This window comes from Dyadobacter linearis, from assembly GCF_907165045.1.
Taxonomy (GTDB): domain Bacteria; phylum Bacteroidota; class Bacteroidia; order Cytophagales; family Spirosomataceae; genus Dyadobacter; species Dyadobacter linearis.
On record NZ_CAJRAU010000008.1, the window covers coordinates 164715 to 179395 of the forward strand.

12 protein-coding genes are annotated in these 14681 nt (G+C 44.3%); 4 read left to right on the forward strand and 8 right to left on the reverse strand.

All coding sequences use genetic code 11. The annotated features are described in order from the left end of the window. Positions 1-3: 3 nt before the first annotated feature. The 3 genes from KOD92_RS23275 to KOD92_RS23285 all read right to left on the reverse strand — a co-directional run bounded on the left by KOD92_RS23275 (position 4) and on the right by KOD92_RS23285 (position 4873). Positions 4-1410, reverse strand: a complete 1407-nt coding sequence (locus KOD92_RS23275) for a hypothetical protein (protein ID WP_215236015.1) — start codon at positions 1408-1410, stop codon at positions 4-6. Positions 1411-1737: 327 nt separating this feature from the next. Next, positions 1738-2379: a ligase-associated DNA damage response endonuclease PdeM gene (gene pdeM, locus KOD92_RS23280; RefSeq protein ID WP_215236016.1), complete on the reverse strand. Its 642-nt coding sequence runs from the start codon at positions 2377-2379 to the stop codon at positions 1738-1740. Then, positions 2369-4873, reverse strand: coding sequence for a ligase-associated DNA damage response DEXH box helicase (locus KOD92_RS23285; RefSeq protein ID WP_215236017.1), 2505 nt, complete (start codon positions 4871-4873; stop codon positions 2369-2371). The genes pdeM and KOD92_RS23285 overlap by 11 nt, the downstream gene beginning before the upstream one ends. 181 nt (positions 4874-5054) lie before the next feature. Between KOD92_RS23285 and KOD92_RS23290 the strand changes: the two genes are divergently transcribed. Continuing rightward, positions 5055-6083, forward strand: a complete 1029-nt coding sequence (locus tag KOD92_RS23290; RefSeq protein ID WP_215236018.1) for an acyltransferase family protein — start codon at positions 5055-5057, stop codon at positions 6081-6083. A 14-nt stretch (positions 6084-6097) separates the two neighbouring features. Here the strand turns inward: KOD92_RS23290 and KOD92_RS23295 are convergent, their stop codons facing one another. Next, on the reverse strand, positions 6098-7696 hold the full coding sequence (locus tag KOD92_RS23295) for an ATP-dependent DNA ligase (protein WP_215236019.1): 1599 nt from the start codon (positions 7694-7696) through the stop codon (positions 6098-6100). Next, entirely contained in the window at positions 7693-8835 is a 1143-nt protein-coding gene (locus KOD92_RS23300; protein WP_215236020.1) for a ligase-associated DNA damage response exonuclease, read from the reverse strand. The genes KOD92_RS23295 and KOD92_RS23300 overlap by 4 nt, the downstream gene beginning before the upstream one ends. A 155-nt stretch (positions 8836-8990) precedes the next feature. Here KOD92_RS23300 and KOD92_RS23305 point away from each other — a divergent pair, with 155 nt between their 5' ends. Together KOD92_RS23305 and KOD92_RS23310 are read left to right on the forward strand one after the other, a co-directional pair. Next, positions 8991-9596 (forward strand): Uma2 family endonuclease, encoded by a 606-nt coding sequence (locus KOD92_RS23305; RefSeq protein WP_215236021.1) that lies wholly within the window; start codon positions 8991-8993, stop codon positions 9594-9596. A gap of 29 nt (positions 9597-9625) precedes the next feature. Then, the gene (locus tag KOD92_RS23310; protein ID WP_215236022.1) at positions 9626-10024 is read left to right on the forward strand and encodes a DUF5618 family protein; all 399 of its coding nucleotides are present in this window, start codon (positions 9626-9628) and stop codon (positions 10022-10024) included. A gap of 796 nt (positions 10025-10820) precedes the next feature. On the opposite strand, the gene KOD92_RS23315 is transcribed toward KOD92_RS23310, so the two are convergent. The 3 genes from KOD92_RS23315 to KOD92_RS23325 form a co-directional block, all read right to left on the reverse strand. Continuing rightward, positions 10821-11048: a hypothetical protein gene (locus tag KOD92_RS23315; protein ID WP_215236023.1), complete on the reverse strand. Its 228-nt coding sequence runs from the start codon at positions 11046-11048 to the stop codon at positions 10821-10823. An 82-nt stretch (positions 11049-11130) separates the two neighbouring features. Continuing rightward, complete coding sequence (locus KOD92_RS23320; protein ID WP_215236024.1) at positions 11131-11340, reverse strand: hypothetical protein; 210 nt, start codon at positions 11338-11340, stop codon at positions 11131-11133. A 115-nt stretch (positions 11341-11455) separates the two neighbouring features. After that, positions 11456-13231: a discoidin domain-containing protein gene (locus KOD92_RS23325; protein WP_215236025.1), complete on the reverse strand. Its 1776-nt coding sequence runs from the start codon at positions 13229-13231 to the stop codon at positions 11456-11458. Between the two features lie 147 nt (positions 13232-13378). Here KOD92_RS23325 and tyrS point away from each other — a divergent pair, with 147 nt between their 5' ends. Beyond that, entirely contained in the window at positions 13379-14674 is a 1296-nt protein-coding gene (tyrS, locus tag KOD92_RS23330) for a tyrosine--tRNA ligase (protein WP_215236060.1), read from the forward strand. Positions 14675-14681: the final 7 nt, after the last annotated feature.

A 14681-nucleotide genomic window follows, 5' to 3' on the forward strand; every position in this document is an offset into this window, starting at 1 on the left:
AAATCACTTCACTTTTTCCATTTCCTTCGCATACAGTCCCACATCGATTAATGGGATTTTTGATTGATACGATGCATTCAAAACTTTGATGACTTCATTTGCTAATACAGCTTGCCCTATTGCGGAGGGATAAATTCCATCCGCAGAGAAAAAATTACCATGGGAATAAGAAGGATCGATTTTATAACCATCATCAGTAACATAGTTTCCCGATAGAATTTTCTTGTAAATAGCGTAAAAGTCAACTAGTGGATGATTGTATTCCTTTGCCCATTTTGCTACAAATAAATTATTATATAACTCGGGTCTCGAAGCTTCCCTTTCATTAATTATATCCAGATCAGTTAGATATTCATTCTCGCTATTCCCATTAAAAAGATCTATTACTTTTCTGGTTGGCAAAAATATGGTTCGGTTATTTGCCTCCTGAATGTCTTTTTCTGATACCGCAATTTTGATTGGCTTATTCAGCTTAGACGAGAGATTTTTGTAGTTATACCAATTGAAGTAAGGAAAGTCGAGAACGTCAGGTATTGTCGCATATACATATTTCGTATTGTTCTTTTTTAGATAGTTGATCACATTTAATTCCCAAAAAACTTCCCGGGGGCCCAGTAACCCAGCCTGTCCGCCTTGGATATGACTTTGAATATAGACATCGGCATTAATGTCGACTATTGCTACGTCCGGTTGAATTGAATTAAGATATTCCCAAACTGACTGTTTTTCCGAATGCACGACTCTTGATAATAAGGAATTTGTCAGATTACCAGTTGTCCATAAATAATTTGCATCCATCGCGTACGGAGGAAGCGGGATATTATTGCGGTATTGAATTTCATTTAATAATGTAGTCTTTGGGTTCAGTTGGTAAGAATTTGGATGATTGCCTGGAACTGATAAGTTATGAACAAGCCCTTGGGAATAGGGTGCGAAGAAGTTTTTCTCAGGGTCAATGTAGGCCAGATTGTTAGTTACTTTTGACCAAGATGGTAATTCTGAATCAGATTGTCTGAGATAATATCCCGTCCCATTACCGTTCTGTTTATCAAAAACTGCCTGATTGAAGTTTTTTAAACCCATTTGTCTCGCGACGAGATTGGGATAGGAGGTAAGCTGGCCCTGTCTGGTCAGCCCTCCATCTCTATATCCTGCTGCAGTCCCGGTACCAATTGTTAGTAAAACGGGTTCTTTTTCGCCGGATTTGAGAGCTCCTAAGTCTACCTTTCCAGATTGCGGCGTCCAATTGAAAGATGGATCTGATTTTACGGGGATACTTACCTCAGAGACAAGCAACGGATTGTCCGACTGCCATATACTTTCAATTTTTTCTTCAATGCCGACGTTGCTGCAATTAATTACAGTTCCTGAGCTTAGTATAGCCAGAAAGATTGCTAATTTAGTTTTCATGACTGATAAGATTTAGATTTAAAATGCTTTTTTAATTCGCCTTGATAAACTAACCGTGGCAATTGGAGTATAGGAATACGCCACAATTGCCGCAGATTATCGAATCTGAAAGTTCGACACGGGCAAATGTCAATAATTGCGAGAAATGTTGAGAGAGACTTAATTATTGGCAGGCTAGAACTTAGCTGAATCCGCTGCTTACTTGTAACTTTTACTATTGGAATAATAGCGGTAATGCAGAAGATTTTTCAAATCTAATATTTTGTACTATCAATACAAATTGGTTTAATATTTTCCCTGAATTTCACTTGTAGTAGTCTTCCGTTTTTAACAAACCGAAAATACCTTAGTATCAGTCGTAATATAAATCTTTCTATTCTTCGTTAAATCCATTTGAAATCCCCCAGTGAAAACGCCGAAACTTGGCAAAATAGCCTGGTGATTATCTACGACAAAACAAGGCAGGCGAACACTTTGGCGGCCTTTTCCGTAGGTTGTGAAAACGGGGTGCACGTGGCCGGCGAAGACGAATTTATTCTCAATTGCATCTACTTTCGGGTGATGTGTAAAAACGAAATCACCTTCTTCGTAATCATTTAAATGCACTGCAATATCAGCTTCCAAAAACAAGCTCACAGGCAAAATATCGTGGTTGCCAATTACGATCAGCATTTCGATATAATGGTGCTGCATTCGCCAGTCGTGAAAAAGCTCCCATTCTGCATTGTACTGGTTGTGAAAAAGGTCGCCTAGGAAGATAATTCGGGTAGCGCCGGTATTTTGAACGAGCTCATTGAGCCGCTTGAAATTGTTGTCGATCGCATTGGGCGGCACTGCAATTCCTTCTTTTCTGAAATGCGTAATCTTGCCTAAATGGAGGTCTCCGATCAATAATGTCTGCGTTTCCTCCCAGAAAATGGCCTTCTGACTTAATAAAATAAAATGTTCCCCTCTAATTTCAATCTGCATTACTGTACTGTTTGATCATTTTCTGGATGCGGTCTTCCAGCTTTTCCGAAGTTAATTGTTCTCTCAGCCGATCCACCATAATCGGGAAAGAAAATGGGGTAGGTTTGGGTGTTTTTTTAACGATAATTTTCTGCGTCGCAATGCGGTCGAGCGCATTCCGCATCCGCACTTCTTCGAGCTGGTAAGTAAGTACTTCCTGGTAAGCCTGCTTGATCAGCAGGTTGTTATCCTCGTATTTGCTCATTACCGTAAATAATAACGAGCTGGAAGCCTGTAACTGTCTCGTTTTTACATTTTTTCCAGGATATCCCTGAAACATCAGTCCCGAAATCGCCGCTATTTCCCTAAATTTTCGCTTCGCCATTTCCGTCGCATTCACACTCTGATAGATATCGTCGACCAGATGTTTGGTGGAAAAAAGGTCGTTTTCTGCCAAAAGCTTTTCAAAATCCACATATTGATCACTTAACAGCTCAAAACCATAATCATTCATCGCAACTGAAAAAGTAATGGGAGTGAGCTTGCTGATCCGGTAGGCGAGGATAATGGACATCCCTTCATGCACGAGCCGACCTTCAAAAGGGAAAATAAAAACGTGGTAACCTTCGCGCGTTTCGCATTGCTCGATCAGCAGCTCGTCCGTTTTCGGTATCATCGAGCGTTCTGCCTGCAATTCCAGCAGCGGCCGCATTTTAGCAAGTTCTTTTTCTTTAAATGGGTTTTCGATCGCATCAGCCAGTCGCTCGCGGATGAATGTGGATAGCTGCGAGGAAAGCGGCATTCTCCCACCTGCCCAACGAACCAGAAACCCTTTTTTACCCTGTGCTTTTTTAACAGAAACAGTCATTTCGTGAATGCGCAAAAACTCTACCGTCATTCCCGCGAATGTAAAAACGTCGCCCGGTTTCATCCACGTTACAAAAGACTCCTCCACCGTTCCGAGATATTTACCGCTTTGCAGCTTCACTTTGATCCCGGTTTCAGAAACGATCGTTCCCATACTCAACCGGTGGCGCAATGCAACGCGCCGGCTGGTAACTACATAGCGCCCATCGACGCGCTCCACTTTTTTATATTCATCATAAACCGTAAGCGACGAGCTGCCCGTGGTGATGTATCCCAAAAGCCACTCCCATTCCTGCCGGTTCAGATATTGGTACCCATAACTATCGCGCACTTCCTCAAACAATGCGGCTTCCTCAAAACCTTCTCCGACTGCCAGCGTCATCATCCATTGAGCCAGCACATCGAATGCGTGAGCAACCGGCGGCCGGTCTTCGAGTATATTTTTGGCAACACCTTCCCGGAGTGAGACTGCTTCAATCAATTCCAATGCATTGGTCGGACAAAAATAGATCTTACTATCCACGCCCGGCCGGTGACCGCTCCGTCCCGCTCGCTGGATAAATCGCGCGATACTTTTCGGGCTGCCGACCTGAATTACTGTATCCACTGGCCTGAAATCCACACCCAAGTCCAGACTCGCTGTGCAAATCACAAGCTTCAACCTCTCATCGTGCAGCGCTTCTTCCACCCAATCGCGTATTTCTCGGTCGAGCGAAGCGTGGTGCAAGGCCATAATTCCGGCAAATTCAGGGTATTTTTCAATGATAGTCCGGTACCAGATCTCGGTCCCCGATCTTGTATTGGTAAAAAGCAATGTAGTATTGCTCTGGTTCACGATCTGCACCACCTGATCCACCAAACGCGTACCCATATACCCCGACCATGGAAGTGTCTCAACCCGCTCAGGTATAATGCTTTCGACCAGAATTCTCTTATCCGTATTTGCTTTAATGATCACCGAATTCTCTTCCGGAAAACGCATTCCGAGTAGTACTTGTTTGGCTTCGTTCAGGTTACCAATAGTCGCCGATATTCCCCAGGTTTGGAGGTTTGGATTCATATTCCGGAGTCTTGCAATCGCGAGTTCGGTCTGGGTACCACGTTTGCTGCCCATTAACTCATGCCACTCGTCGACTACCACTGTATGTAGGTTTTTGAATAGCTCTGAATTATTTTTTTGAGCAAATAAAATATGCAGACTTTCTGGGGTAATAATCAATGCATCAGGCATTTGCTTCTTTTGATCGCTCCTGTCTTTTGCATTGGTATCGCCCGTCCGCATTCCAACGCGCCACGTCAGGTTCATTTCCAATGCAGCCAATTCCATATTACGGAAAAGGTCTTTCGAAAGCGCGCGCAATGGCGTTATCCAGAGTACTTGCAAGCCTTTTTTAGCCTTCGGTTCTTTTGACTTAGTTTTTGGTTCTTTTGGATTAGCCTTCGGCTCCTTGGCAGGAAGCGAATTAATGTGCCTGATCAATATCGGAACCCAGAGCGAGTACGTCTTTCCGCTGCCTGTCGGCGCATTTACCAACCCGCTTTTACCGTCTAGATACGCAGCTGCAGCCTCTTTTTGAAAAGTCGCCCACTTCCACCCCTTGTTTTTAAACCATTGTTCAGCAATACTATGTCCGCGGGATTTGGTCAAGGGTTGTTACGGGTTAAAATGAATATATCAGCATTAATGTCAAATACTGTACCATAAAACGTTGCGATACCGAATTGTTCAATTGCAGTCAAAATAGCTACTTTTGTCCAAAAGCTTAAAGTCAATTTTTGAATTAAGGCTCTGCCAACGTTGACACACTAATATCAATCAAATAAGAAATATGCTTAACAGTATTCAAATTCTCCGCGCGATTGCAGCCCTTTTGGTTGTATTTGCCCACTTTGAATTTGTGAAGCCCGCAGTAGGAGGATTTGGCGTCGATATATTCTTTATTATCAGCGGCTTCATCATGGCCTACATTGTCAATAAAAATTCCGACGCCTTTCTATACCGCCGCCTGGTCAGGATCATCCCGATTTACTGGTTTATGACTTTGCTGACACTTGCGCTTTATGCTGTCAAACCAAGTTGGTTCCGGAGCTTAATTGTTACGCCTGAGGCAGTTATCAAATCGCTTTTGTTCATTCCCTACCGCATCAAAGGCAGCGGGCCCATTCTCTCTCTCGGCTGGACATTGACGTACGAAATGTTCTTTTACGTTTGCATTGCTGTATTTACCGCGATTTTTGGAAACAGAAAAGGAATGAATGCGTGTCTTATTTTCCTGACACTTTTCGTAATTGTTTTCAACGTTTTTCCGGTTCGAAACTACATTGTCCAGTTTTACAGCAACACTATCATCCTGGAATTTGTAGCGGGAAGCCTGTTGTATCAATATTGGAAGGCATTTGGAAACATCAAATCAGGACTTCTCAATGCAATGGGCTTATCGCTGGGAGTTGCCTCATTCGTATTCCTGCTGTTTGCTGATTACCTGCACGACCCCAATTTGACCCGATTTATATTGTTCGGTATCCCCGCCTTTTTCATTGCCAATGCGTTTTTGATTTTAGAGGAAAAAGTCAATCACAAAAACAAAGTTCACGCCACTGCTATTTTGCTCGGCGACGCGAGTTATGCAATGTACCTCGTTCATCCGTTTGTGATCTACGCGTTTATCAGATTAATTTTCGTCAGGTTCAAAGTGGAGGGAACCGCATTTGAGCTAACCCAATTGATCGGTACAATGATCATCGTCTGCCTCGTCGCAGTTGCTATTCACAAATGGTTTGAAAAGCCTGTTTTGAAAGCTTTGAAATCGGTTTTGGATAAGAGGTTTGATTCGAAAAAAGTTGTTAAGCCAGTCTGAGAAGCTGTCTGGCTTCATTTATACAATTCTAAAATCCCTTTCAAATTTTCCAATGTATCAGCTTCCTCTGCCTTCTTATCCTGCCTCCATCTCAATATCCTTGGAAACCTCACTGCAATCCCGGACTTGTGCCGCGTTGAAGCATTAATCCCTTCGAAACCGATTTCAAATACCAATTCCGGCTTTACTGTGCGCACCGGGCCGAACTTCTCGATTACATTTCTTTTGATAAAATAATCCACCTTTCCGATTTCCTGATCAGTTAAGCCAGAGTAAGCTTTGGCGAAAGGGACCAGTTTTCCATCGTCTCCCCACACAGCAAAAGTATAATCTGTAAACAGTTCAGCGCGGCGGCCTGAGCCTTTTTGGGCATATATCAAAACGGCGTCGACGCTCAGCGGATCCACTTTCCATTTCCACCAATCGCCTTTTTTACGCCCAACCTGATAGGTACCCGCTTTACGTTTGATCATAAAACCCTCTGCATTCTGCTCGCGCGAAGTTGAATGCAGGTCATGTAAATCCTTCCACTCCTTAAACTCAATTAATGGAGAAAGATAGAAAACTGATTCCCCGGCAACCTGACTGTGCAAGAGTTCGAGTTCAGCGCGGCGTTGCTCCTGCGTCAGTCCGCGAATATCTACGCCATTTGCTTCCAGCATATCATAACCCAGAAATGCTATCGGCGCTTCTTCAAGTACTTTTTTGGATAAATTCTTCCGGCCAATCCTAGTTTGCAGCACATTAAAAGGCATTGGTTTTCCTTCCTGATAAGTCACGATTTCACCGTCTAGCACAGTCCCGTTTGGCAAAATATCCGCGAGGAAATGCAGCTCTGGGAATTTTTCGGTAGAAAGTTCTTCACCTCTTGTCCAGATGAAAAGCTCATTATTTCTATGAATGATCTGCGAACGGATTCCGTCCCATTTCCATTCTGCAAACCAATCTGTGGGATCACCTAAATCTGATACATCTCCTTCGATTTGATAAGCTAGATAGTAAGGATAAGGTCGCGACGCATTGTCGTTTTCACCTTTGTCAAGAATAAGCTTTTCAAAAGTTGTGCTCTGCGGCTCCCATTGGCCCATTACGCGGTGGGCGATCACATTGGAGTCAGTCTCCGTAGCTTCGGCTAATGCTCTCACCACCAAAGTTTGAGAAACACCAATTCGAAAGCTGCCCATTAAAAGCTTATTGAAAACAAAGGTTTCATGCTGCGAAAGCTGAGCCCATGCATTGACTATATGCGCGTGTTTTTCTTCATCGGTCATCTTCGGCAACTCGCCCAGGTATTCAAACCAACCGGTAAGCGATTTGTCCGAACCTGTGCTTCCTGTTCTTGGCAAAAGCAGTGAAATGGTTTCTCCCAAGTCACCCACGCTATGATAACTTTCCTGAAATAACCACATCGGTACATTCGCTTCCTGCGCCGCCCATTCTTTCACCATCGTGCGGTTTACCTTGAATGAAGGTCGCCGGCCGGTGAAAAGGGTAAGTGCCCAGAGCTTGTCCTCGTCGGACGCTTCCAGGAAATATTGTCTGAGTAAATCGACTTTCGCATTCGTTTTGTTCGTGCGGTCGAGGTTCATGAAGAGGTCTGCGAATTGTTTCATGGTTGCTGGCCTCCTGCCCCTAAATCCCCCTGGGGGGACTTTTCTTTTGATGTATTTTCGACGTCATCGTCTAGTATTGCTTTGTGTTGCTCGTAACTTTCACTTGCTACTGCCGCGTCTTGTACTACTTCTTCCTCCTCATTTTCATCTTCGTTTCCGTACATGGTGTTCACTTCTGCGGCCCAGATGCCGTTTTCATTTAGCCAGCGGGAGTAAATGGCGGTGTATCCATGCGTTACATATACTTTCTCAGCGCCGGTTTCTAAAACTGCCGTGTTCAAATCTGGCCAGTCCACGTGATCGCTCAGCACAAAGCCCTGATCGACAGCCCGACGGTTTTTAGCACCCCGCAGCGCCATCCAGCCCGAACAATATCCCAGAGAATAAGGGGCAAATTTTTTGATCCACGTGCTGCTATCCACCGAAGGAGGCGCAACAACTAATGCGCCTTTAAAGAGTTTCTTATCAGTTTCCTTTGTTACTAATGTGAGTTTGGGCAAATCAAATCCAGCCTCTCGCAGCCTCTCATTTAGTGTGAAAATAGCGCCGTGCGCGTAAATAGGTTCTTGCTGCAACTGAATATTTTTCAAGATCCGCTGCATTTTACCCAAAGAATAACCCATGATCACACTTGCTTTCCCATCGACCCGGTTCTGCGCCCACCAGTTATCGATCTCAGTCATCACTTCATGCTGCGGCTGCCATTTGTAAATGGGCAAGCCGAAGGTAGATTCCGTGATAAATACATTGCATTTCACCGGTTCAAAAGGGACTGAGAAGTTGTCATTCTCCAATTTGTAATCACCACTTGCCACCCAAACCTCACCCTGATACTCCACCCGAACCTGTGCCGAGCCAATAATGTGGCCCGCGGGATGCAGTGAGAACTTCACGCCATTGATCATGAATTTCTGACCGTATTCTATCGTTTGCAGAGAAATATCCTGCCCCAAACGAAGCCGCAGAATGGGCTCGCTGTCTTTGTGGGAAAGATAATGCCGGCTCCCCCAACGTGCGTGATCGCTGTGCGCGTGCGTGATGATCGCCCGGTCTACCGGAATCCACGGATCAATGTGAACATCGGCAACGGAGCAGTATATACTTTTGCCGGTAAATTGAAGTAACGGTTGTGCTGGCATGAACCGGAAATCATGAAAAGTGTGCCAGCTTGATTAATGCTCGTTTATGCCCGGAATGTGCTACGCTGGATAAAACATGTCACAGGATAATTGGATTTGAATTAGTAAATTGTGTTTGTGTAAATTGTCAGATCACTCATAAACACTTTACACACATGGGATTTGCGCTTATGGTCGAACCGAAATATACCATATCTGAATACCTCAAACTGGAAGAGGAAAGCGAGATTCGTCATGAATATTATGACGGCGAAGTGTTCGCTATGGCCGGTACGTTGATGAACCACAACCGCATTGTCGGCAAACTGCGGGCAATATTCGAGAAACGTTTTCAGCCTGATGGATGTGATGTATTTACGGAAAACATCAAAACCGAAGTAACACCGGACCTTTGTTATGCGTATCCTGATTTGATCCTGACATGCGCTGCCGATGATCGTGACGGCATTTACCTTGTCAAGCACCCTACAATTCTTGTTGAGGTTCTTTCCAAAACATCTATTTCCAAGGATAAAGGATTTAAATTGAGAATGTACAGGCAAATTCCTTCGCTTCAACACTATCTGCTGGTTTCTCAGAATGAATTTTACGTTGAGCTTTACAGCCGCTCAATACATAACAACTTGTGGAATTATCAAAATTTTGAAGATCCGGCTGATAAGATTGTATTTGAAGCGTTGAAATTTGAGATTCTTATGTCTACGATTTATGAAAATATCAAGTTTCTGGACAAGGAAGAGACAACGCTACCAGGGGATTAGAAATAAAGTGCGTAACACTTATAATTCTTATGTTGACAAAAACACGCGAAGAAAGAACAGCAGCTGAGGAAGCGCAACGCTATTTGGAGAATGCCCGGACCATACTTACTGAAAAGGCCGGGAAGAAGGACGGTTTGTATGCAGATGTGAAATATGTAAAAATGGCTTCAGGTACAGCCTATTGTGCGGCATTGCTGATTCTGGATGAATTCTTGAAGCAAAAGGAAGGTATTCATTTTAAGAAACCGACCAGCATTGAAGATTACATTTCGAGGATTCGTAAGTATGATAAAAAGTTGCTTAGACTTTTAGTAGATGTTTATGATGAATTGCATTTAGCTGGTTATTACCACGGAACAAAGTCAGTCAATACAATCCAGCTTGGTCTTACCAATGTGACTAAGATGCTGAACTACATCGCAAACTGATTCTCGCAATTCCGAAAACCTCTCGATTCATAAACAGGAGGCTCCTCGGGAGCCGTGATTTCCGATGTATACACATTTTCTATAAACAGGGGGCTCCTCGGGAGCCACGTTTTTCTGGGGATGCACTTTTCCATAAACAGGAGGCTCCTCTGGAGCGGCATTGTCAGCCGAAACCGTTCCGGAGGAACGCCCTGTTTATAGAAACAACATATTTCTACCACTCCAAAAGCTCCTGAGGAGCCTCCTTTTTGCATTTAGTGTACAATTAGCCCGAAACCGTTCCAGAGGAACGCCCTGTTTATAGAAACAACATATTTCCTACCACTCCAAAGGCTCCTGAGGAGCCTCCTGTTTGCATGTAGTTTACAATTAGACAGAAACCGTTCCAGAGGAACGCCCTGTTTATAGAACCATCATATTCCCTACCACTCCAAAGGCTCCTGAGGAGCCTCCTGTTTGCATGTAGTGTACAATTAGACAGAAACCGTTCCAGAGGAACGCCCTGTTTATAGAACCAACATATTCCCTACCACCCCAACGGCTCCTGAGGAGCCTCCTGTTTGCTTTTAGTGTACAATTAAACCGAAACCGTTCCAGAGGAACGCCCTGTTTATAGAACCAACATATTCCCTACCACTCCAAAGGCTCCTGAGGAGCCTCCTGTTTGCATGTAGTGTACAATTAGACCGAAACCGTTCCGGAGGAACGCCCTGTTTATAGAACCATCATATTTCCCTACCACCCCAACGGCTCCTGAGGAGCCTCCTGTTTGCTTTTAGTGTAGATAGGGTGATTCCTATCTTCCAAGCTTCATCAGCATTGTCGCAACTCTAAGCTGGTTCACAATATGCACGCGCATTTCAGGAGTAACATTTTCAAGATCTGTACTGAACAAAAAGCTTTCAACCATATAGTGCATTGATTCCACCATTTCGCTGACATGGTCGGTTGCGAAAAAATCACGAATGATCTCATTTTGTTTAACTAAGGCCTCATCCGATAGGCTGGTTTTCAGTGTGTTCATAGTTTTGAAATAGTTTTGAAATAGTTTAAATGACAAATGTTTTACGGAGTTTTACATAAATTTTAGATAAATAAAAAGCCGATTAGGGCTTATATCTGACTACGGTTTCAATTTCAAAATGACCATATTCCATTAGAATTTGTCGCATTCTTTTTTCAGAAATTCCTCTTCCATAAATATAGTCTTGCATTGCCTGAACCGCTTTTCCTTTCTTTTGCTCAGGACTCAATTCAGGATACAAATTTTTAACCCACCAGTCAAATGCCTCAGACACAGAAGAGAATGTCTTCATTTCAAAAGTAAAGAAATTTATGTAAAACTCCGCAAATTGCTCTAAAATATTTGCTTGCCCGAATATCGGGTATTTACCAATAATACCATTTGCCGCACATTATAAAGTTTTCGATTTACTTAATCCCAACAACCTCACTCATCCCGGAAACCCCATTCTCATTAAAAGCCTCGATCCTAAAATAATAAGGCACACCGACATTCAACGCGCGCAGCTCGAATGCATTCGGCTCGTCGTGCCAGAATTGGTAAGTCTGGTATAATTTATCCGGCGCGATTCCCCAAAGAACATTATAACCTGTTGCGACAGGTACTTTTTCCCATTTCAGATCCACATTTCTGGCGTCTTTCTGGCGCACAGCTGTAAAGCTTTTTGGAGTAGTGGGCGCTTTTCCAAAGCCATTTCCAAAAATCCGGAATTCGCTGACTGCCAGGACTGGGGAGGCTACGTAAATGTGCTCGTAGCGTACATATCTCGCCTTTACGGGTTTTGCAAGTTCAATGTAAGCTACTGGCCGGTCGCGTTTTGGTTCGTTGGAAAGATCTGCAGCGGACTCCCATTTCTTGCCATCTTTCGAAGTCAGGATCTTGAATTGGGTGTAAACCTTCTCGGGTTTGTTGTCAAAAATGTTGGATTTGTAATCGGTATAATTTACCTGAACAGCCTTCACTTCCTGTTCACCTCCAAGGTCGATCGTCAGACTTTCCCGGGGTTTGTTTTGCTTCGCAGCCCAGAATGTACGCGGGTTTTCATCGGTAATCTTCGCAGCCGCCATTGTATCCATTGTCGATGAGGCTGTTACCGGTTTTTTGTAGGACAAAAGCATCCAGCCGGTAAACTGTTCATCGCCTTTTCCGGTCCAGGTTTTGGTGGTCATTTTGTGCGGGAAATCGCCGAAACGGGTGTTTGCAAACATTTGTCCGTCTTTGTCGAAGCCGGCGGGGTACATCACAATCCGCCGCTCCATTCCCCAGTTCAGCCCGATCCAGGTGGTGCCGGTATTCCAGTAATTTCCATAGTTATCCTGAAATGTATTTCCATGTCCCGCGCCGGTTGCAAACCCGCCTGGCTTGTAGGAAACAGGGTTATAAGGCGCATAAGTAAACGGCCCAAGCGGATCGTCACCTACGTAGGTACCGTTTGCATACACATTGTATTCCGTGCCGGGCGCGCCGTATTGAAGGTAATATTTGCCTTTATGCTTCGTCATCCACGCTCCTTCAGTGAATGGTTTGAAAGGGTCCGAATGGTTTGGCCCAAAACGCTCCCAGCCGTGATCGTACTGATTTAACCAAAACATGGCTTTGTAATCACCCTTGAATGCAAGTCTTTTGGAATAATCGAGCTCCGAACCAAAAATCGGGTACACATTCGACGAGCCCCAGTACATATACCATTTATCGGTATCGGGATCATGAAAAAGCGCCGGGTCCCACGGGCCGATATCTTTCGGCAGCCTCGGCGTCCAGCGGTTATAAAACTCCCAAATACCCTTCTCCGGCGCTACTGAGTACAAAATAGGTCGGGATTCGAATGTGGATTGGAACAAAAACAAGGTATCCCGCACTGAAACGGCGGCGGGCGCGCACATATCTTCAAAAGGCCAGCGATTGGCAGTGAGGTACTTCCAGTTCAGCATATCTTTCGAATGCCAGTAGCCTCCGGAAATGGTGACGAACAGGAAATATTCGCCTTTGTGGTTGATAATCACCGGATCGGCGCCGGAGCGGTAGCTGATATTTTCATTGAGCTGCTCGAAATTGTATTTGTAATCGATATCCATCGGATTACAATAGGTTGTCTGCGCCAAAGTCTGCAATGTGCAAAGTATGGTCAGGGAGCAGGTTAATAGTGTGGTAGTCAGTGTTTTGAACATGCGGGTATATTGCATTTAAATCTTTTAACAATACCAAAATAACTGTTTTTGGGCGAAATATGAGGTGCGATTTCCAAAACGTTGTTGATACCGCAGCATTTCAAGTCGATAACTTTTACCTTTGCGCTTCGATTTGAAAAAGTATTTGAACTCACAATGGAAATTGACTTTATAGAGGAACTGCGCTGGCGCGGAATGCTGCACGACGTGATGCCGGGCACACAGGAACAACTGAAAAAGGAGATGACTTCCGGTTACATTGGTTTCGACCCCACGGCTTCGTCTCTCCATATCGGTAACCTGGCCACTATTATGTTGCTCGTGCATTTCCAACGCGCTGGCCACAAACCATTTGCATTGGTGGGCGGGGCTACGGGAATGATCGGCGACCCTTCTTTTAAAGCAGCCGAACGTTCGTTTTTGGATGAAGATACGCTCCGTTTTAATCAGGAAGGTATCAAAAAACAGTTGGAGCAATTCCTTGATTTTGACTGCGGCGAGAACTCTGCCGAAATGGTCAATAATTATGATTGGTTCAAGGAAATCGGGTTTTTGCAGTTCTTGCGGGAAGCAGGTAAGTTTCTGAGTGTCAATTACATGATGTCGAAAGACTCTGTTAAAAAGCGTTTGGAAACCGGGATATCTTTTACCGAGTTTTCGTACCAGCTTTTGCAGGGTTACGACTTTTATCATTTATACAAAAACAAAAATGTGCGCCTGCAAATGGGCGGTTCGGACCAGTGGGGAAATATCACAACGGGCACCGAAATCATTCGCAGAAAAGAAGGCGACGAAGATGGTTACTTCAAAGCCTACGCACTCACAACGCCACTTTTAACGAAATCCGACGGTTCTAAATTCGGGAAAAGTGAAGGTGGAAATATCTGGCTCGATGCTGAAAAAACGTCCCCATACGAATTTTACCAATTTTGGCTGAATCAGGCGGATGAAGATTTGCCAAGATACCTGCGCGTTTTTTCATTAAAAGGTCGGGAAGAAATAGAAGCACTGGAAACCAGCCACGCCGCCGAGCCGCATTTGCGCATCATGCAAAAAGCGCTCGCCGCCGAACTGACGACCCGCATTCACTCCGAAAAAGCATATTATACGGTAATCAAAGCATCGGAAGTACTTTTCGGAAAAGCGACGCTGGAAACTTTGCAAAGCATTGAAGCTGATGAATTTGACACGATTTTCAACGGCGTACCGCAAACCGAAATTACGCGCGAGGAATGGGATGGAGCTGCAAATATTCTCGACCTGATTTCAACAGTTACCAAAGCCGAAATTTATCCCTCAAAAGGAGAAGCGCGCAGAGCAATTCAGCAGAATGCAGTGAGTGTCAATAAGGTGAAGGTTACCTCTGAATCGCAGGCTTTAAGTGAGTTTTTGCTTTTGCAGGACAGGTTTTTGCTGATTTCGAAGGGGAAGAAGAATCATTTGGTGAGGGTGGTTTGAGGATTTG